This window comes from Candidatus Zixiibacteriota bacterium (genome assembly GCA_026397505.1).
Lineage (GTDB): Bacteria > Zixibacteria > MSB-5A5 > GN15 > PGXB01 > JAPLUR01.
Genome location: JAPLUR010000046.1, coordinates 36,950 through 54,255 on the forward strand (window position 1 = coordinate 36,950; position 17,306 = coordinate 54,255).

At 52.5% G+C, this 17,306-nt stretch carries 18 protein-coding genes; all 18 read left to right on the plus strand.

The features are described 5' to 3' along the window. Positions 1 to 94: 94 nt before the first annotated feature. The 18 genes from rpsB to icd all read left to right on the plus strand — a co-directional run bounded on the left by rpsB (position 95) and on the right by icd (position 17,261). Positions 95 to 865, plus strand: a complete 771-nt coding sequence (gene rpsB, locus NT002_03505; protein MCX6828330.1) for a 30S ribosomal protein S2 — start codon at positions 95 to 97, stop codon at positions 863 to 865. Between the two features lie 15 nt (positions 866 to 880). Next, a complete protein-coding gene (gene tsf / locus NT002_03510) occupies positions 881 to 1,474 on the plus strand; it encodes a translation elongation factor Ts (GenBank protein ID MCX6828331.1) in 594 nt (197 codons plus the stop codon). A 2-nt stretch (positions 1,475 to 1,476) separates the two neighbouring features. Continuing rightward, positions 1,477 to 2,199, plus strand: a complete 723-nt coding sequence (gene pyrH / locus NT002_03515) for a UMP kinase (GenBank protein MCX6828332.1) — start codon at positions 1,477 to 1,479, stop codon at positions 2,197 to 2,199. A 43-nt stretch (positions 2,200 to 2,242) separates the two neighbouring features. Then, complete coding sequence (locus NT002_03520; GenBank protein ID MCX6828333.1) at positions 2,243 to 2,659, plus strand: ribosome recycling factor; 417 nt, start codon at positions 2,243 to 2,245, stop codon at positions 2,657 to 2,659. A 281-nt stretch (positions 2,660 to 2,940) separates the two neighbouring features. Next, complete coding sequence (locus NT002_03525; protein ID MCX6828334.1) at positions 2,941 to 4,434, plus strand: aldehyde dehydrogenase family protein; 1,494 nt, start codon at positions 2,941 to 2,943, stop codon at positions 4,432 to 4,434. Between the two features lie 198 nt (positions 4,435 to 4,632). Continuing rightward, positions 4,633 to 5,979 carry a cyclic 2,3-diphosphoglycerate synthase gene (locus NT002_03530; GenBank protein ID MCX6828335.1) on the plus strand — a complete coding sequence of 449 codons (1,347 nt, stop codon included), beginning with the start codon at positions 4,633 to 4,635 and terminating at the stop codon, positions 5,977 to 5,979. Between the two features lie 5 nt (positions 5,980 to 5,984). Then, complete coding sequence (gene arcC, locus NT002_03535) at positions 5,985 to 6,941, plus strand: carbamate kinase (protein MCX6828336.1); 957 nt, start codon at positions 5,985 to 5,987, stop codon at positions 6,939 to 6,941. 2 nt (positions 6,942 to 6,943) lie between these two features. After that, positions 6,944 to 8,317 carry a CCA tRNA nucleotidyltransferase gene (locus tag NT002_03540; protein MCX6828337.1) on the plus strand — a complete coding sequence of 458 codons (1,374 nt, stop codon included), beginning with the start codon at positions 6,944 to 6,946 and terminating at the stop codon, positions 8,315 to 8,317. Between the two features lie 14 nt (positions 8,318 to 8,331). After that, positions 8,332 to 9,492 (plus strand): ADP-forming succinate--CoA ligase subunit beta, encoded by a 1,161-nt coding sequence (gene sucC, locus NT002_03545; GenBank protein MCX6828338.1) that lies wholly within the window; start codon positions 8,332 to 8,334, stop codon positions 9,490 to 9,492. Then, positions 9,489 to 10,505, plus strand: coding sequence for a succinate--CoA ligase subunit alpha (gene sucD, locus NT002_03550; GenBank protein ID MCX6828339.1), 1,017 nt, complete (start codon positions 9,489 to 9,491; stop codon positions 10,503 to 10,505). The genes sucC and sucD overlap by 4 nt, the downstream gene beginning before the upstream one ends. A 47-nt stretch (positions 10,506 to 10,552) precedes the next feature. Next, a complete protein-coding gene (locus NT002_03555; protein ID MCX6828340.1) occupies positions 10,553 to 10,813 on the plus strand; it encodes a 4Fe-4S binding protein in 261 nt (86 codons plus the stop codon). Between the two features lie 13 nt (positions 10,814 to 10,826). Then, the gene (locus NT002_03560; protein MCX6828341.1) at positions 10,827 to 11,972 is read left to right on the plus strand and encodes a 2-oxoacid:acceptor oxidoreductase subunit alpha; all 1,146 of its coding nucleotides are present in this window, start codon (positions 10,827 to 10,829) and stop codon (positions 11,970 to 11,972) included. Continuing rightward, a complete protein-coding gene (locus NT002_03565; GenBank protein MCX6828342.1) occupies positions 11,972 to 12,820 on the plus strand; it encodes a 2-oxoacid:ferredoxin oxidoreductase subunit beta in 849 nt (282 codons plus the stop codon). Before NT002_03560 ends, NT002_03565 begins: the two co-directional genes overlap by 1 nt. Continuing rightward, complete coding sequence (locus tag NT002_03570) at positions 12,817 to 13,392, plus strand: 2-oxoacid:acceptor oxidoreductase family protein (GenBank protein ID MCX6828343.1); 576 nt, start codon at positions 12,817 to 12,819, stop codon at positions 13,390 to 13,392. The genes NT002_03565 and NT002_03570 overlap by 4 nt, the downstream gene beginning before the upstream one ends. A 15-nt stretch (positions 13,393 to 13,407) precedes the next feature. Beyond that, on the plus strand, positions 13,408 to 13,806 hold the full coding sequence (gene ndk, locus NT002_03575) for a nucleoside-diphosphate kinase (GenBank protein MCX6828344.1): 399 nt from the start codon (positions 13,408 to 13,410) through the stop codon (positions 13,804 to 13,806). A 9-nt stretch (positions 13,807 to 13,815) separates the two neighbouring features. Then, positions 13,816 to 15,039, plus strand: coding sequence for a lactate racemase domain-containing protein (locus tag NT002_03580; protein MCX6828345.1), 1,224 nt, complete (start codon positions 13,816 to 13,818; stop codon positions 15,037 to 15,039). A gap of 33 nt (positions 15,040 to 15,072) precedes the next feature. After that, the gene (gene mdh, locus NT002_03585; GenBank protein MCX6828346.1) at positions 15,073 to 15,999 is read left to right on the plus strand and encodes a malate dehydrogenase; all 927 of its coding nucleotides are present in this window, start codon (positions 15,073 to 15,075) and stop codon (positions 15,997 to 15,999) included. Positions 16,000 to 16,010: 11 nt separating this feature from the next. After that, positions 16,011 to 17,261, plus strand: a complete 1,251-nt coding sequence (icd, locus tag NT002_03590; protein MCX6828347.1) for an isocitrate dehydrogenase (NADP(+)) — start codon at positions 16,011 to 16,013, stop codon at positions 17,259 to 17,261. The last annotated feature ends 45 nt before the right edge of the window (positions 17,262 to 17,306 follow it).

The window sequence follows — 17,306 nt, forward strand, 5'->3', positions numbered from 1 at the left end:
GGAAATGAGCACATTCTGCTGGAGGTCCGGGGGTCCTAATCAGGTCCGGATTGGGTGGCAGGATGGAAGCATAACCAATTAGAAAGGTCTACTGATGGTCACTCCACAAATCAAAGAATTGCTTGAAGCGGGTGTTCACTTCGGTCATCAGACCAGACGATGGAACCCCAAGATGAAGCCGTTCATTTTCACCGAACGGAACGGCATTTATATCATCGATTTGAACAAGACACTTGATGCCATCAAGATGGCTTGCCAGAAAGTCAGGGAAGTTGTCTCCCGCGGGCAATCGATACTTTTTGTCGGCACCAAGAAACAGGCCAAGGATGTTGTCAGGGAAGAGGCCATTCGCGCCGGACAGTTTTATGTCACCGAGCGCTGGCTGGGCGGCATGCTGACTAATTTCTCCACGATCAAAGCTTCCATCAAGAAACTCAAAAACATGGAGCGGACGAAGGAAGAAGGGGAGCTGCAGAAATACACCAAGAAAGAGATTTCCCATTTTGAGCATGAGATGGAAAAACTCGAAAAAGCCCTGGGCGGTATTAAGAATATGAATTATCTCCCCGGATTGGTCATTGTTGTCGACGCGAAGAAAGAGAAAATTGCCGTGGCCGAGGCTTCACGCCTGGAAATCCCCGTAATCGGGATTATTGATACCAATGCCGACCCCGACCCGATTGATTTTCCTATCGCGGCCAATGACGACGCCATCAAGTCCATCCGCATAATAACGCGGACTATTGTCGACGCGATCATCGACGCGCAGCATACCATTTCGGATCAGGAGATTGCGGCGGCGGTGGAGGCCAAGACAGCCGATAAGCGGAGCAGTTATGTTTCAGCCGGTGAAGAGGATATCTAAAGAGGAAAGCGATTCATGGAAATATCAGCACAGAAAGTAAAAGAGCTTCGCGAGAAGACCGGCGCCGGCATGATGGACTGCAAGAAAGCCCTGATGGAAACCGGCGGCGACTTTGATAAAGCCAGTAACTATTTAAGGGAAAAGGGGATTGCCAAGGCGGCCAGCCGGGCCGGGCGGACGGCCAATGAGGGATTGGTGGTTTCTTATATACATCCCGGCGATAAACTGGGGGTTCTTCTGGAGGTCAATTGCGAGACCGATTTTGTCGCCCGGACCGACGATTTCAGAGTTTTCGCGAAAGATGTCTCGATGCAGATCGCGGCGACGAATCCCCTGGCCATAAAGCGTGAAGATGTTGACCCCAAAGTGGTCGAAGCGGAATCCGAAATTTATCGTCAGCAGGCTCTCAATGAAGGAAAACCGGAGAAGATTCTGGATAAGATCGTGAGCGGTAAGCTGGATAAGTTTTTCGCCGAGACCTGTCTCATGGAACAGCCTTTTGTCAAAGATAATGAGAAGACGATTACCGACCTTTTGAATGATCTGATTGCCAAAATCGGAGAGAATATTACCATTAAGCGGTTTGCCCGCTTCCGGCTGGGTGAATAATTATGGAGTCCGACCGACGTCCGCGATATCACCGGATACTCTTAAAGCTTTCCGGCGAGGCATTAGTCGGTTCGCAATCATTTGGTATTGATCTCGATACCATTGAATATATCTGCGCCGAAATTAAAGAGATTAAGGACCTGGGGCTTGAGATGGGTATTGTTGTCGGCGGCGGCAATATCTTTCGCGGTGTTGCTGCCTCGCGCACCGGCATGGATCGGGTCACGGCCGATAATATGGGGATGCTTTCCACGGTTATCAATTCACTGGCGCTTCAGGACAAGCTGGAGCAGTTGGGAATATTCACACGGGTAATGGCGGCGGTCAATATTGAATCATTTGCCGAGCCATATATCCGGCGCCGCGCCATCCGGCATATGGAAAAGGGGCGATTGGTCATTTTGGCGGCCGGCACCGGCAATCCCTATTTCACCACCGACACGGCGGCGGCCTTGCGGGCAACGGAGGTCGATGCCGAGGTCTTGCTCAAGGCCACCCGGGTTGATGGCGTTTATTCGGCCGATCCGGAAAAAACGCCCGATGCCCTGTTTTATCCCCGGCTGAGCTATATGGAGGTGGTGCAGAAGGAACTGGAAGTAATGGATTTGACTTCCGTCACGCTCTGCAAGAATAATGGCATTCCGGTCATCGTTTTCAATATCAACAAGGCGGGGAACCTGAAAAAGGTGGTTATGGGCGAGCCGATCGGAACAGTCATTTCGTAGTACCAATTAGGAATCTCTTAACCCTGGTCAAAGGAGTTATCCAATGACTGATAAGATTTATAACGATAGCGAAGAAAAGATGAAGAAGAGCTATCAGTCCATCCAGAAGGAATTCGCAGGGCTGCGTACCGGCAAAGCCTCGGCATCACTTCTGGATAACGTTCGGGTCGATTATCATGGGACTATCAGGCCGCTTAATCAGTTGGCCTCAATATCGGCGCCCGAAATTCGTCTTCTTATAGTCCAGGCATGGGACAAGACCACTGTCGGTGAGATTTCCAAGTCCATTCAGAAGGCCGACCTCGGCCTCAATCCTCAGGTCGAGGGGAAAAAGGATAAGGCTATCAACGAGGATGACCATAAAAAAGGAGCCGAAAAGATACAGAAATTGACCGACCATTATATCAGCATGATTGACGACTTAATGGGCAATAAAGAAAAAGAGATAATGGAAGTCTGATTACTCTCGATACAAGCTATGCGACCGGCTGAAGGGGACTTCGGCCGGTCGTTTTCATTTAATTCTCTCCCATTTGACAGATTTAAAAGCCATTTGATCTCCGGATTAATGGTCGTAATTGTGATTGCGGCCAAATGATATTTTGTACCAAAAGAATTTGACAATGGGCAAAAAAGGCATATATTAAAAGTCTTTGTTAGATAAGAGACTGTAAGAAATTTGGCAGTTTGCGGTTGACAGGAAATTAAATCATATAAGCAGTAATAGACTTGGAGATCTTTATGGCAAACGTACCAGTATATAAGAATTATATCGGCGGTGAGTGGCTGGAATCAAGATCGGAGCAGACTTTCGAAAACCGGAATCCGGCCAACATGGATGATCTGGTCGGTCTCTTCCAGAAATCGACGCCTGATGATGTCAATGAGGCTGTAAAAGCAGCCCGCGAGGCCTATAAGAAATGGCGTCTCGTTCCGGCGCCGAAAAGAGGCGAAATAATTTATCGCATTGCCATCAGACTGGCCAAGGAAAAGGAAAGGCTGGCCCGCGATATGACACGCGAAATGGGAAAAGTCCTCAAAGAAGCTCGCGGCGACGTACAGGAAGCAATTGATATGAGTTTCTATCTGGCCGGCGAGGGCCGGCGGATGTTCGGCCAGACAACTCCTTCGGAACTGTCCAATAAATTCATGATGTCGATCCGGCAGCCGCTGGGAGTCTGTGGCATGATTACCCCCTGGAATTTCCCCATGGCTATTCCCTCGTGGAAGATCATGCCGGCGCTGGTCTGCGGTAATACCGTGGTAATCAAACCGGCCACCGACACGCCGCTTTCTGTGTACAACTTTGTCAAAATTATGGAAGAGGAAGGACTCCCGGCGGGAGTAATTAATCTGGTTACCGGCTCCGGACGTGATGTTGGTGAGCCGCTGATGCGCCATAAGGATATTGGGGTGATCAGTTTTACCGGTTCGACCGATGTCGGGCGCAGGGTTTCCGAAGCCTGCGCTCCCGATTTCCGTCACTGCCATCTGGAGATGGGCGGCAAAAATTGCATCCTTGTTATGGATGACGCCAATGTTGACCTGGCGGTCGAGGGCGCTCTCTGGGGTGCGTTCGGCACGACCGGGCAACGCTGCACCGCCTCGTCGCGTCTGATAGTACAGAAAAAGGTGATCAAAGAATTTACGGAGAAACTGGTGGCGCGAACCAAAGCTCTCAAAGTAGGCAACGGACTGGATGAAGCGATTGACATGGGGCCGGCGGTCAATGAGAGCCAGATGCAGTCGGTATTGAAGTATATGGATATCGGAAAGAATAAAGACGGCGCCAAGCTTCTCTGCGGCGGCGGTCGCCTGACCGGCCCCGGATATGACAAGGGGTATTTCACGATGCCGACCATATTCGGCGATGTCACACCCAACATGACCATATTCCGGGAAGAGATTTTCGGCTCCGTGACTTCCATCACCGAATGCTCATCTCTGGAAGAAGCGATTGAAATGGGCAATAATACCATCTACGGTCTGTCATCTTCGATATATACTCAGGACGTAAACCGGGCCTTTATCGCCATGCGCGACCTGTTTACCGGCATTTTCTATGTCAATGCGCCGACGATCGGCGCCGAAGTACATCTTCCGTTCGGCGGCACCAAAGAGACGGGTAACGGTCATCGCGAGGCCGGCACCGCCGCCCTGGATGTTTTCTCTGAGTGGAAATCGATCTATGTCGATTTCTCCGGCAAGATACAGAAGGCCCAGATTGACGAATAAAATATGGGGCGGATGCCGCCCTATCATGGAGTAATCGGGTTTATTTATGGCACGGTGCAAATTCATAAAGGGGAGAAGCGGGTGGCTTTTGTTTCTCTACCTGATCATATATATCTGGTTATTGTCCAGCATATGAATCACCAATCCGGACGGTTTGATTGTAGTATGAATATATAACCAGATTGAGGAGATACGGAAATGAAAAGAAAGAAAATCATAATCATGGGCGCGGCGGGAAGGGATTTCCACAATTTCAACGTGCTTTACCGCAATAACAAGGATGTTGAAGTGGTCGCATTCACCGCCACCCAGATTCCGGAAATAGAAGGGCGCCGTTATCCCCGGGCGCTGGCCGGTCCGCTCTATCCCAAGGGGATTCCCATTTATCCCGAGGAAGAGCTTCTGGATCTCATTGTCGAGCATGATGTCGACGAGGTGATCTTCTCCTACTCGGATGTCACTTATGAATATGTTATGGACAAGGCCGCCTATGTGATGGCGACCGGCGCCCGTTTTGCCCTCGAAGGGGGCGCGCCGACCATGATTAAATCAAGCAAGCCGGTGGTGGCGGTTTGTGCTGTCCGCACCGGCTGCGGCAAATCGCAGACCACCCGCCGGGTGGCGGCCATATTGCTTGAGATGGGCCTGAAAGTTGTGGCCATTCGGCACCCCATGCCGTACGGCGATCTGGCCAAGCAGGCTTGTCAGCGCTTTGCCTCTTACGCCGACCTCGAGAAGCACAAATGCACTATCGAGGAGCGTGAGGAGTATGAACCGCATATCGACCGCGGCATTATTGTCTATGCGGGTGTCGATTACGAGATGATTGTTCGTCGGGCCGAAAAGGAAGCCGATGTCATTCTCTGGGACGGTGGCAACAATGACATGCCGTTCTATCAGCCCGACCTGTTTATCACGGTCGTTGACCCACACCGACCGGGACATGAAATCAGCTATTATCCCGGGCAGAACAATCTGCTGCTGTCGGATGTCATCGTGATCAATAAGATTGACACGGCGCCGCCGGAGGGGATCAATGAAGTGCGCGATAATATCCAGTATTACAACCCGGATGCGATTGTGGTTGATGCCGCTTCGCCCATCTCGGTCGAGGATGCGTCGTTGATTCGGGGAAAGAAAGTGCTGGTTATTGAAGACGGCCCGACGACCACTCACGGCGAGATGAAATACGGCGCCGACATGATGGCGGCGATCAAGTATGGCGCTGCCGAAACGGTCGACCCGCGCCCTTATACGGTCGGCACGATTAAGGCCACCTTTGAGAAATATCCCGAAATCGGGCCGTTGCTCCCGGCCATGGGGTATTTTGGGAAGCAGTTGGCCGATCTCGAGAAAACCATTGAACAGACCAAGTGCGATAGTGTCATTGTGGCCACCCCGATTGACCTTCGCCGGGTAATCAAGATAAAGAAACCCTCGGTGCGGGTTTTCTATGATCTGCAGGAAATCGGCAAGCCGGATCTGGCGGACATATTGCATGATGCATTTAAGCCGGTCAAGAGCAAAGCCAAAGCAAAGAAGTGAATGAGATGACCAAGCTGAACGGCAAAACGGCGGTGATCGCGCTGGGGGGCAATGCCATTACTCAACCCGAGGTTGAGGATACCATTGCCAATCAGTTTGCCAATACCAGAAAGTCGCTGGATGGTATTGTGGAGCTGGCTCGCGCCGGATATAAGCTGGTAATTACACATGGTAACGGCCCGCAGGTTGGCAATGCCATCCTGCGGGTGGAATTAGCCCGCGGTCAAGCGCCGATTCTTCCATTGGGCGTCTGCGTGGCCGACACCGAGGGCGGCATGGGATATATGATTGAGCAGTCCCTGCAGAATCGCCTCAGGAAAGAAGGGCTCAAGCGTCCGGTGGTGACTATTATCACCCAGATTCTTGTCGATCGCAACGACGCGCAGATCGCCGATCCCTCCAAATTCGTCGGGCAGTTTTATACCGAGGAAGAAGCCGGGCGCTTCGCCCGGGAACGGGAATGGGTGGTGAAAAAGGATGCCAATCGAGGCTGGCGCCGGGTAGTGCCCTCGCCGCAACCCCTCTCAGTGGTCGAATCGGATACAATCAAGAAACTGGTTGAAAGCGGGACGATCGTGATTGCGGCCGGCGGCGGCGGGATTCCTGTCTATATTGACGACAAGGGAAATCTGGAAGGACTTGATGCCGTTATCGATAAAGATCTTGCCTCGGCGGTACTGGGGCTGGATATAAAGTCTGAAATATTGATTATTTTAACCTCGGTGGAAAAAGCAGCCATTAATTTCGGCAAGAAGGATGAAAAGTGGCTCGATTGCATTTCTGTCTCGGAGGCCCAGAAATATCTTGATCAGGGACATTTCCCCCCCGGTTCGATGGGTCCCAAGATTAAGGCCGCTATCCAGTTTATCCGAGGTGGGGGGAAAGAAGTCGTAATTACTTCCATCAATTATGCCGGACGCTCTCTTCAAGGAAGCGCCGGAACAAGGATATTGCCCGATTGATCATGTGCAAGCTGTCAGATACGGTTGTCGAGGCCCTTCTTAAGAATGGCCATATCTACGAAGTCGGAGGAGCGGTTCGAGATCGATTCCTGAATTTGCCTTCCGGAAAGGACCGCGATTATCTGGTCTGCGGCATATCATATCAGGAGCTTTCTTCAATCCTCAAAGACTTTGGGAGAGTAGATTTAGTGGGGAAATCCTTCGGTGTCATCAAATTCACTCAGTTCCGCGGCGAGAAGATGTACACTTTTGATGTCGCCCTTCCTCGAAGGGAATACTCCACCGGGGTCGGCCATAAGGATTTTGAGGTCTCTTTCGACCCTAATATAAGAGTTGAAGACGACTTGATAAGACGCGATTTTACGATCAATGCCATGGCTATTTCGCTGGATACCGGCGATCTGGTTGACCCGCTGGGCGGAATGATCGACCTGAGGAACCGCTTAATTCGGATGGTTTCGCCGGTCTCTTTCAAGGAGGATCCGCTGCGGATGCTCCGGGCGGTGCAATTTGCGGCGCGTTTCCGGTTTGAAATCGAGCCGGCAACTTTCGCGGCCATGCAGGAACGTGCTCATCTGATAGTATCGGTTTCGGCGGAACGTATTTCCGAGGAATTGAACAAGCTTTTGGTGCAGGCCGATGAGCCTTCGCACGGTTTCCGCCTGATGCAGAAATCGGGATTGCTGAAATATGTCCTTCCGGAGCTTGAGGCTACGGTTGACGTCGATCAACCGGGACCTTTTCATGCTTACGATGTTTTTGAACATATCATCCACACCATAGATGCCGCGCCGCGAGTGCTGGTCATTCGCCTGGCGGCTCTTTTCCATGATATCACCAAGCCGCAGGCCAAGCGATTGGTTGAAAGAGGGGCTACTTTTTACGGTCATGAGACGACGGGGGCCAGACTGACCGCCAAAATTATGAAACGGCTGAGGTATTCGACCGATCAAACCAGAGCCGTATCGGTGCTGGTGGATCGGCATATGTTCAATACCTCTATCGGCGATAAGGGGCTGCGGCGGTTGATTCGCAAAGTGGGGCAGGACCTGATTTTTGATCTGTTGGAATTGCGACGGGCCGATGTGGCCGGACAGGGGAAAGGGGGTACGACGGATGATGTCGATCAGCTCGAGCAGGAAATTAAAGCTGAGTTGGAGCGCAGACCGCCATTCGGCTTGCAGGATTTGGCGGTAAACGGCAGAGATATAATGGAGATTTTCCAGATACCGCAATCGCCGCTGGTGGGGAAGGTGCTCAATTTTCTTCTGGAAAAAGTACTCGATGATCCCAATGATAATAATCGTGAGAATCTGATTGAGATGGCTCGGTCATATCTCGCCAACCTTCGATATAGAAATAGTGCAACTCAATAAATGGAGATGTTTGCATGAAAATACATGAGTATCAGGCCAAGGAGATATTCGCCGCGGCCCAAATTCCGGTGCCGCTGGGCCAGGTGGCCTCATCGGTGGCTGAGGTAGCCTCGATAGCCGAATCGTACGGCCGGCCGGTGATGATCAAAGCGCAGGTGCATGTCGGCGGACGCGGCAAAGCCGGCGGCATCCAGTACGCCGCAAATGTTGAAGCCGCCCGTGTCTGGGCCCAGAAGATTCTGGGTATGGATATCAAAGGTTTGACGGTCAAGAAGGTCCTGGTGACCGAAGCGGCCGATATTGCCAGCGAATCTTATGTCGGGATCATCATCGACCGGGCGCAGAAAAAACCGGTGATAATGGTTTCCGCCGCCGGCGGTATCGATATCGAAGAAGTCGCCGCCAAGACCCCGGAGAAAATCATCAAAATGGCGGTTGACCCGACTACCGGACTCAAGGCTTATCAGGCCCGGGAATTGGCCGGCAAGCTTTATAATGACCCGGCCCTGGTGCGCCAGGCGGCCGATGTCATTATGAAGTTGTATGATGTCTATTGGAAAGTGGATGCCTCGCTGGTCGAAATCAATCCGCTTATTACCACCCCCAGCGGTAAAGTGGTCGCCCTTGATGCCAAGATAAATATCGATGACAACGGCCTGTACCGCCATAAAGATGTGGCCGCTATGCGCGACCTTGATGCCGAGGATCCCTCCGAGGTTGAGGCCCGCGACGGCGACCTGTCTTTTGTCAAGCTGAGCGGTAATATCGGATGCATTGTCAACGGCGCCGGACTGGCCATGGCCACCATGGACCTGGTCAAGTATTATGGCGGCGACCCGGCCAATTTCCTTGATATCGGCGGTTCATCGAATCCGCAAAAAGTCCTCACCGCCATGCGTATCATCCTTCGTGACCAGAATGTCCGGGCCATTCTAATCAATATTTTCGGCGGTATCACGCGCTGTGATGATGTGGCCAATGGCATTGTAATGGCTTACGAGGAACTGAAACCGGAAATACCGATCGTTGTTCGTCTGACCGGAACCAACGCAGACAAGGCGAAAGTTATTCTTAAGAAAGTCAATCTGGAATCGGCCGACACCCTTGATAATGTGGTCAAGAAAGCAATTGCGCTGGCCGAGATTGAGCCGATGGCGGAAGGGAGGATACAATGAGCATCCTCATTAATAAAAAGACGAAAGTCATAGTGCAGGGAATAACCGGGCGCGACGGTTCTTTTCACGCCGAGCAGATGAAGAAGTACGGTACCAATGTTGTCGGCGGGGTAACTCCCGGAAAAGGTGGTACCGAGGTCAATGGTATTCCCGTTTTTAACAGTGTGGCCGATGCGGTGGCCAAAACCAAAGCCAATACTTCGGTCATATATGTGCCGCCGTCATTTGCCATTGATGCCGTTTATGAGGCGGTCGATGCCGGGATATCGCTGATCGTCTGCATCACCGAGGGCGTCCCGGCCAACGATATGCTGAAAGTCTATGATTATGTAAGAAGCCGCGGGGCACGGCTGATCGGTCCCAACTGCCCCGGATTAATCTCGCCCGGCGAATCGAAAGTCGGAATCATGCCGGGAAGCATTGTCAAAAAGGGGCCGGTGGGAGTCGTTTCCCGCTCGGGAACGCTTACTTATGAAGCAATCTGGGCGCTGACCTGCGCCGGAATAGGGCAGACTACCTGCATCGGCATCGGCGGCGACCAGATTATCGGCACCAATTTCATCGATACCCTGGAATTGTTCGAGGCCGACCCGGCCACGAAGGCGGTGGTGATGATCGGCGAAATCGGCGGCACCGATGAAGAAATGGCGGCTGAATTTGTCAGAAAGAAAATGACCAAACCGGTGGTCGGCTTTATTGCCGGAAGGATGGCCCCGCCTGGAAAAAGAATGGGTCATGCCGGAGCAATTATTTCGGGCGGTTCGGGAACGGCCAAAGAGAAGATTGAAGCTTTGAACAAGGCCGGGATTCCGGTGGCTGTCTCGCCGACGGAAATCCCTGCTCTTATCAGAGAGAAGATGCAGGCGGCGGCCAGAAAGCCTGCCGCGAAAAAGGCCGCGACGGTTAAAAAAGCAAAAGGCATCGGGAAAGTAAAACCGGGCAAAGCAATAATGACCAAAAAACAAAGAATCGCCCCCAAAGCCCGAAAGGTCGGAGCAAAAAAGAGGAAATAAGATAATCTGACTATAAATCAGAGATTATCTCCGAAGGAGAGATCATTATGACTGAGACCAATCCGAAACTTGATGTTTCGGAGAAAGAACCTTCTGCAAATGACAAATATGCAGGGAAATTACCTCCGCTGAATATATTCCTGCATTGGTGTAAGGGGTGCAATATTTGCATTGCTTTTTGCCCCAATAAGGTTCTGGAGCCGGACCGTGACGGAAAACCGATTCTGGCTCACCCCGAAAAATGCACACAATGCGCGATCTGCTGGTTGCACTGTCCGGATTTCGCCATAACCTCCAATTATAAGTAGCGGAGGAGGAAAGATGAAAAACATAAATATGGAAAAGGCCAGACTACTACAGGGAAATGAGGCCTGCGTCCAGGGGGCGCTTTATGCCGGAATCCAATTCTTCGCCGGCTACCCCATTACCCCCTCGACGGAGATCGCCGAAGGGCTGGCGCGCGAACTACCCAGGATCGGCGCGAAATTCATTCAGATGGAGGATGAGATCGGTTCCCTTGCCGCTGTCATCGGCGCCTCCAATGCCGGCTGCAAGGCGATGACCGCCACCTCGGGTCCGGGATATTCGCTGATGCAGGAACATATTGGTTACGCTTATATCACCGAAACCCCGTGCGTGATTATTGATGTTCAACGGGGCGGTCCCTCGACCGGTCTGCCGACAAAGGTGAGCCAATCCGATACCATGCAGGCCCGCTGGGGAACGCATGGCGATTATACGGCTATCGCCGTGGCGCCCTCATCGGTCAGGGAAGTCTTCGAGGAAACGGTCCGGGCCTTCAACCTGGCGGAGCGGTTTCGCACCCCGGTCACGGTTCTGACCGATGAAGTTCTCGGGCATATGCGGGAGATGATGGTCATCCCCGAAAAGGGTGAATTGGAAATAGTCAACCGCAAGAAGCCGGACGTTCCCACCGATTGGTACAAACATTTTGATTTGACGGCCGATTTTGTCAGTCCGATGGCGGCTTTTGGCGAAGGATATCGCTACAATGTCTCCGGGTTGACCCATGACCAGGAGGGGTTCCCCACCGCGGTACCTTCAGAAATAAAAGAAAAACTCGACAAGTTAAGAAACAAAATAGAGCGGTTCTCGGATGAGATCTTTAAGATGCGGACAGAGATGATGGATGATGCCAGAATCGCCGTAATTTCATATGGATCGGTGGCGCGGGCCTCCTATCAGGCGGTCAAGATAGCCCGCGAAAAGAGAATCAAAGTCGGCGCTATTCAGCCGCTGACCATCTGGCCCTTCCCGGATGCTCAACTGCGGCAGATGCTGAGCGGTGTCAAGAAAGTAATCGTAGCCGAACTCAATATGGGGCAGATGGTTCATGAAGTGCGCCGCGTGGCTCCAAAAGGAACCGAGGTGTTTTTCATGGGAAGGTATGATGGTGAAGTTATGACCCCGCAGCAAATTGTCAGCAAAATAGGGGAGGTGAAGTGATGACTACCGAAGTACAACATTCCGATATAACCCACCACTACCTGCGTGCCAAGAAGAAATTTCCGAATGTCTGGTGTGCCGGATGCGGCAATGGGATTGTCATGGGCGCTCTTATCCGGGCGATTGACAAACTCGGCTTGGACAAAGACAACGTGGCGATCGTCTCCGGCATCGGCTGCTCCAGCCGCATGCCGGTATATATGGATTTCAATACCCTGCACACGGCTCACGGGCGCGCCCTGGCCTTTGCCACCGGCGTGAAGATGGCCAAGCCGTCTATGAAAGTGATCGTGATCACGGGTGACGGCGATGCGCTGGCGATCGGCGGGAATCATTTCATCCACGCCTGCCGGAGAAATATTGACATCACCACTATATTGGTAAATAATCGCATTTATGGCATGACCGGCGGCCAGTTTTCGCCTACGACCACCGGCGGCGCCATTGCCACGACCGCCCCTTACGGCAACTATGAGAAGCAGTTTGATGTGGTCAATCTGGCCACCGCCGCGGGGGCATCATACGTAGCGCGCGGCACCGTTTATCATGTTCAGCAATTGGAGAAGTTGATTGAGGGCGGTATTACCAAGAAGGGTTTTGCACTTATCGAGGCGGTTTCCAATTGCCATACCTATTACGGCCGGCTCAATCGCGAGGGTGATGCTGTGGCCATGATCAGCTGGATGAAAGAGCATGCCATGCCGATTCAGGCAGCGGCCAAACTTCCCCCCGAAAAGATGGTGGGGAAATTCGTGACCGGACTTATTCATGAAACTAATGCCACCGAATTCTGCGAGGAGTACGACAAGCTGGTTGAACGGTTGGCGGCGAAGGAGGCGGGCAAATGACACCGAAAAGCTCAGCCAAAAAGAAAGAAGATCGTTTCGAACTACGGTTCTCCGGTTCGGGCGGACAGGGATTGATCCTGGCCGGGGTGATGCTTGCGGAGGCGGTCGGCACGGGTGACGGCAAGAATGTCGTACAGACCCAATCGTACGGCCCCGAGGCGCGCGGCGGCGCCAGCCGCTCCGATGTGGTTATTTCCGAGGGGGAAATCTACTACCCCAAGACAATGAAACTGGATCTCCTGCTGGCCCTGACTCAGGAAGCCTGTGATAAGTACTTTGCCGATCTCAAGGAAGACGGCATGCTGGTGGTCGACTCGGTCATGGTCACCCAGGTTCCCACCAAGAACTATTACAGTTTTCCCTTTGTAAGGCTGGCCCGAGAGGAGATCGGACATGTGATGGTGGCCAATGTTATCGCGCTCGGCGCCATTGCGGAGCTGACCGATATTGTCTCGCGGGAAGCCCTGAAAAAAGTGGTCCTGCGTCGGGCGCCGCGCGGTACCGAGGAGAAAAATCAAAAGGCCCTGGAACTTGGGTTTGCCATCGCCAAGAAAGTCAAAAAACAAAAGTAGACAGTGGAGAAATGTTTGGAGAGAACCCTTCTCATCATCAAACCTGATGCGGTCAGACGCAACCTGATCGGTCATATCATCGCCCGGCTGGAAATCGCCGGATTCCGGCTCAGGGAGATGCGTATGGAAACGCTCCCACCTGAGCGGGTGAGGAGATTTTATGCGGTGCATGAGGGGAAACCTTTTCTTGACTCGCTGGTCGAGTTTATGTCTTCCGGCCCGGTAGTGGCAATGCTTCTCGAAAAGGAGAACGCCATTATGGACCTGAGGACATTGATAGGTGCGACTGACCCGTTAAAGGCGGCATGCGGGACACTTCGGCAAGAGATCGCTTTGGATGTGCAGCAGAATTCGGTCCACGCCTCCGATTCGGTGGAAAGTGCCGCAAAGGAAATACCATTTTTCTTTGGATAGGCCGAATGAATGGTTGTCACGATCAGTTATGGTGACATCAAGCTGAGACTGGAATTGCCCGACCCGGTAGATTTCGACGAATTTGAATGCTTGGCGGGGGAGGATGCCATAGAGTACGATAGTTTTGTCTCTCAGTTGAAACAGGCCGAAATAGACCGCTTTAATGTATATTTGGCCGACCTTTTCATATTAAATGATGCCTTTCGTCCGACGCCGACTTCAACCATTCTGGAATGGCTGCATGCCGGGGGAAAGCTTTCCCCTGAAGCAAGGTTCTTAATCTCCACCGGCGCTCATGCTCGACCGACGGAGGCACACCTGAAAAAGATATTGGGGGCTCTGTATGGCGAATTGAAGGATCGAACGCTGGTGCATGATGCCGGGGACAGGGAAAACCTGGTGGAGGTCGGTCGGGAAGCGGGAAATCAGGCAGTTTCAGTAAATCGATATTTCCTTGAAGCGAAAAGGGTGGTGGTGATAGGCTCGGTGGAGCCGCATTACTTTGCCGGCTTCAGTGGCGGACGAAAATCGATCTTTCCCGGTCTCTGCGATTACGAGACCATTGTTCGCAACCATAACCGCGCGGTCAGCTTTGATGCCGCCCCGATGAAATTGGAGGGTAACCCTGTTGATGAGCATTTGCAATCGCTTATGAGATTGATTCCGGCAGGCAAGATTCTCAGCATTCAGGCGGTCGGCGGGAGTGGCGGCCAAATCAGAGGAATTTTCTGCGGCACTCTTGAGAGTACTTTCCAAAGGGCGGTCGATTACGCGCGCAAAATATATGGCCTCAAAGCCAGGCACGAATATGATTTGATTCTGGCTGAAGTCCGCCCGCCGCTTGACAGCAATCTATACCAACTTCAGAAATCGCTGGAAAACTGCCAGCAGGCGATTGCGGACGGCGGAACGATCATCCTCTTTTCTCCCTGCGGCGGAGGAGTCGGCTCGGAGAGTTTTTATGGACTAGCGGACAGATGGCAGCCGGGTGTTGCTTTGGACGACCGCGCCGGTGATTTCTTCGGCATTCATAAGTTACATCGCACTAAGGTCATAGGCGGAAGAATTAATGTATTTCTTTATTCCGAGCTGCCTCCGGGCGTTCCCGAAAAAGTCTATTTTAAAAGTGCTGCAAAACCGCAGGAGATTGTATATAATATAGCATCAAATAAGAAGAATCCTAGAGTCGCCCTGGTGCACGATGCCGGGCATGTAGTTTTGACAAAGGAATGACAACCTATCACTAATAAACTCTTTGGAGGAACCATGAATAAGAAAATCGCTGTTATCGGAGCGGGAAATGTCGGCGCTTCGGTTGCCCAGTATCTGGCCGAGGCCAATCTGGCCGACATCGTAATGGTTGATATCATCGAAGGAATCCCTCAGGGAAAAGCACTCGACCTGACCCAGGCCGGGCCGGTTCGGGGGTACAACTGCCACCTGACCGGGAGTAACGACTACAAGGATATCAAAGGAGCCGATATCGTGGTCATGACCGCCGGTCTGGCCCGTAAGCCGGGGATGTCCCGTGAGGATCTGCTCAAGATGAACGCCGATATTGTCGGCATGGGCGCTGACAATATCAAGAAACATGCTCCCAAGGCATTTGTTATCGTCGTCACCAATCCGCTGGATATCATGACTTATCATGCTTTCAAGAGAACGGGTTTCGCGCCCCACCGCGTCTGCGGCCAGGCCGGCATTCTCGATTCCACCCGTTTTCGCACTTTCGTAGCTATGGAGTTGAATATTGCCATGTCCGACGTGCAGGCAATGGTAATGGGCGGCCATGGCGATACCATGGTGCCGCTTCCTCGCTATACCACGGTCGGCGGCGTACCTATCAGCGAGCTTATCCCGGCCGAGCGGATTCAGGCCATATCCGACCGCACCCGTGACGGCGGCGCGGAAATCGTGAAGCTGCTCAAGTCCGGTTCGGCCTATTATGCCCCCGGGGCGGCCACGGTTGAGATGGTGCGCGCCATCCTGCTCGATGAAAAGAGACTGATCCCGGTTTCAGCTTATCTGAACGGAGAGTACGGCATGAAAGACCTCTATATTGGCGTTCCCGTTGTCCTCGGCGCCGGCGGTGTGGAGAAAGTGATCGAATTGAAACTGAATAAGAAAGAGCTCGATATGCTTACCAAGTCGGGCACAACATACAAAGGATTTCTGAAAGAAATCGGCTACTAAGGAGAGACAGCATGGCGGCAAAATTCAAACATATTAAAATCCCCACTGATGGGGTGAAGATCACAATCAAGAACAAGAAACTGGTCGTCCCCGATCACCCCATTATTCCGGTTATCGAGGGTGATGGTATTGGGCGCGACATTATGAAAGCGACCCGTCGGGTGGTCGACGCCGCGGTCGAAAAGGCATACGGCGGCAAAAAGAAGATTGCCTGGATGGATATCTATGCCGGCGAAAATGCCCAGAAACTGTACGGCGAGGTGCTTCCCCAAGAAACCTTTGATGCCATCAAGCATTATGTGGTATCGCTCAAAGGGCCGCTTACCACTCCGATCGGCGGCGGGTTCCGCTCCCTCAATGTCACCCTGCGCCAGGTGCTGAATCTGTACGCCTGTGTCCGCCCGGTGCGGTATTTTGAGGGTGTTCCGGCCCCGGTGAAACATCCCGAGAAAATGGACGTGGTGATTTTCCGCGAGAATACCGAAGATGTTTACGCCGGTATCGAATGGGCCAAGGGTACCAAAGAGGTAAAGTCGGTTATCGATTTCCTCAACAAGAAATTCAAGGTGGGGATCCGGGCCGATTCCGGAATCGGTATCAAGCCGATTTCGGTCACCGGTACCAAGCGGCTGGTGCGGAAAGCCATTCAGTATGCGATCGATAAGAAACGCCCCTCGGTCACTATGGTGCACAAGGGGAATATCATGAAGTACACCGAGGGCGCATTCCGCGACTGGGGATACAAGCTGGCCACGACCGAGTTCCGCGACAAGGTGGTCACCGAGGAGGAGCTGTACTCAAAGTACAACGGTAAGGTCCCGGACGGAAAAATCATTATCAAGGATCGTATCGCCGACTCGATGTTCCAGCAGATTCTCACCCGCACCGATGAGTACGAAGTTATTGCCACGCCCAATCTCAACGGCGATTATCTTTCCGATGCCTGCGCTGCGCAGGTGGGCGGGTTGGGAATGGCGCCCGGCGCCAATATCGGCGATTTCGTGGGGCTGTTCGAGGCGACGCACGGGACGGCGCCCAAGTACGCCGATAAGGATATGGTCAATCCCGGATCGCTCATTCTCTCGGCGGTGATGATGCTCGAATATATGGGCTGGGAGGAAGCGGGGAAGATGATCGAGAAGTCGATTGAGTTGACGATCAAGAACAAGACCGTGACGTATGATTTGGAGCGGCAGATGGAGGGAGCGACGAAAGTCTCTACCTCCGAGTATGCCACGCATATAATCAACAACATGCGTTAGTAATCTCGATTGCATTGTGATTTATGCCCGGTGGGTTCCTATACC

What these genes read in the sequence shown, in the direction of transcription:
- NT002_03520 (MCX6828333.1), top strand. Translation starts at nt 2,243, where the DNA reads ATGACTGATAAGATTTATAACGATAGCGAAGAAAAGATGAAGAAGAGC.
- sucD (MCX6828339.1), top strand. Translation starts at nt 9,489, where the DNA reads ATGAGCATCCTCATTAATAAAAAGACGAAAGTCATAGTGCAGGGAATA.
- arcC (MCX6828336.1), top strand. Translation starts at nt 5,985, where the DNA reads ATGACCAAGCTGAACGGCAAAACGGCGGTGATCGCGCTGGGGGGCAAT.
- NT002_03540 (MCX6828337.1), top strand. Translation starts at nt 6,944, where the DNA reads ATGTGCAAGCTGTCAGATACGGTTGTCGAGGCCCTTCTTAAGAATGGC.
- icd (MCX6828347.1), top strand. Translation starts at nt 16,011, where the DNA reads ATGGCGGCAAAATTCAAACATATTAAAATCCCCACTGATGGGGTGAAG.
- NT002_03530 (MCX6828335.1), top strand. Translation starts at nt 4,633, where the DNA reads ATGAAAAGAAAGAAAATCATAATCATGGGCGCGGCGGGAAGGGATTTC.
- NT002_03525 (MCX6828334.1), top strand. Translation starts at nt 2,941, where the DNA reads ATGGCAAACGTACCAGTATATAAGAATTATATCGGCGGTGAGTGGCTG.
- mdh (MCX6828346.1), top strand. Translation starts at nt 15,073, where the DNA reads ATGAATAAGAAAATCGCTGTTATCGGAGCGGGAAATGTCGGCGCTTCG.
- NT002_03560 (MCX6828341.1), top strand. Translation starts at nt 10,827, where the DNA reads ATGAAAAACATAAATATGGAAAAGGCCAGACTACTACAGGGAAATGAG.
- NT002_03580 (MCX6828345.1), top strand. Translation starts at nt 13,816, where the DNA reads ATGGTTGTCACGATCAGTTATGGTGACATCAAGCTGAGACTGGAATTG.
- pyrH (MCX6828332.1), top strand. Translation starts at nt 1,477, where the DNA reads ATGGAGTCCGACCGACGTCCGCGATATCACCGGATACTCTTAAAGCTT.
- rpsB (MCX6828330.1), top strand. Translation starts at nt 95, where the DNA reads ATGGTCACTCCACAAATCAAAGAATTGCTTGAAGCGGGTGTTCACTTC.
- NT002_03570 (MCX6828343.1), top strand. Translation starts at nt 12,817, where the DNA reads ATGACACCGAAAAGCTCAGCCAAAAAGAAAGAAGATCGTTTCGAACTA.
- sucC (MCX6828338.1), top strand. Translation starts at nt 8,332, where the DNA reads ATGAAAATACATGAGTATCAGGCCAAGGAGATATTCGCCGCGGCCCAA.
- tsf (MCX6828331.1), top strand. Translation starts at nt 881, where the DNA reads ATGGAAATATCAGCACAGAAAGTAAAAGAGCTTCGCGAGAAGACCGGC.
- NT002_03565 (MCX6828342.1), top strand. Translation starts at nt 11,972, where the DNA reads ATGACTACCGAAGTACAACATTCCGATATAACCCACCACTACCTGCGT.
- NT002_03555 (MCX6828340.1), top strand. Translation starts at nt 10,553, where the DNA reads ATGACTGAGACCAATCCGAAACTTGATGTTTCGGAGAAAGAACCTTCT.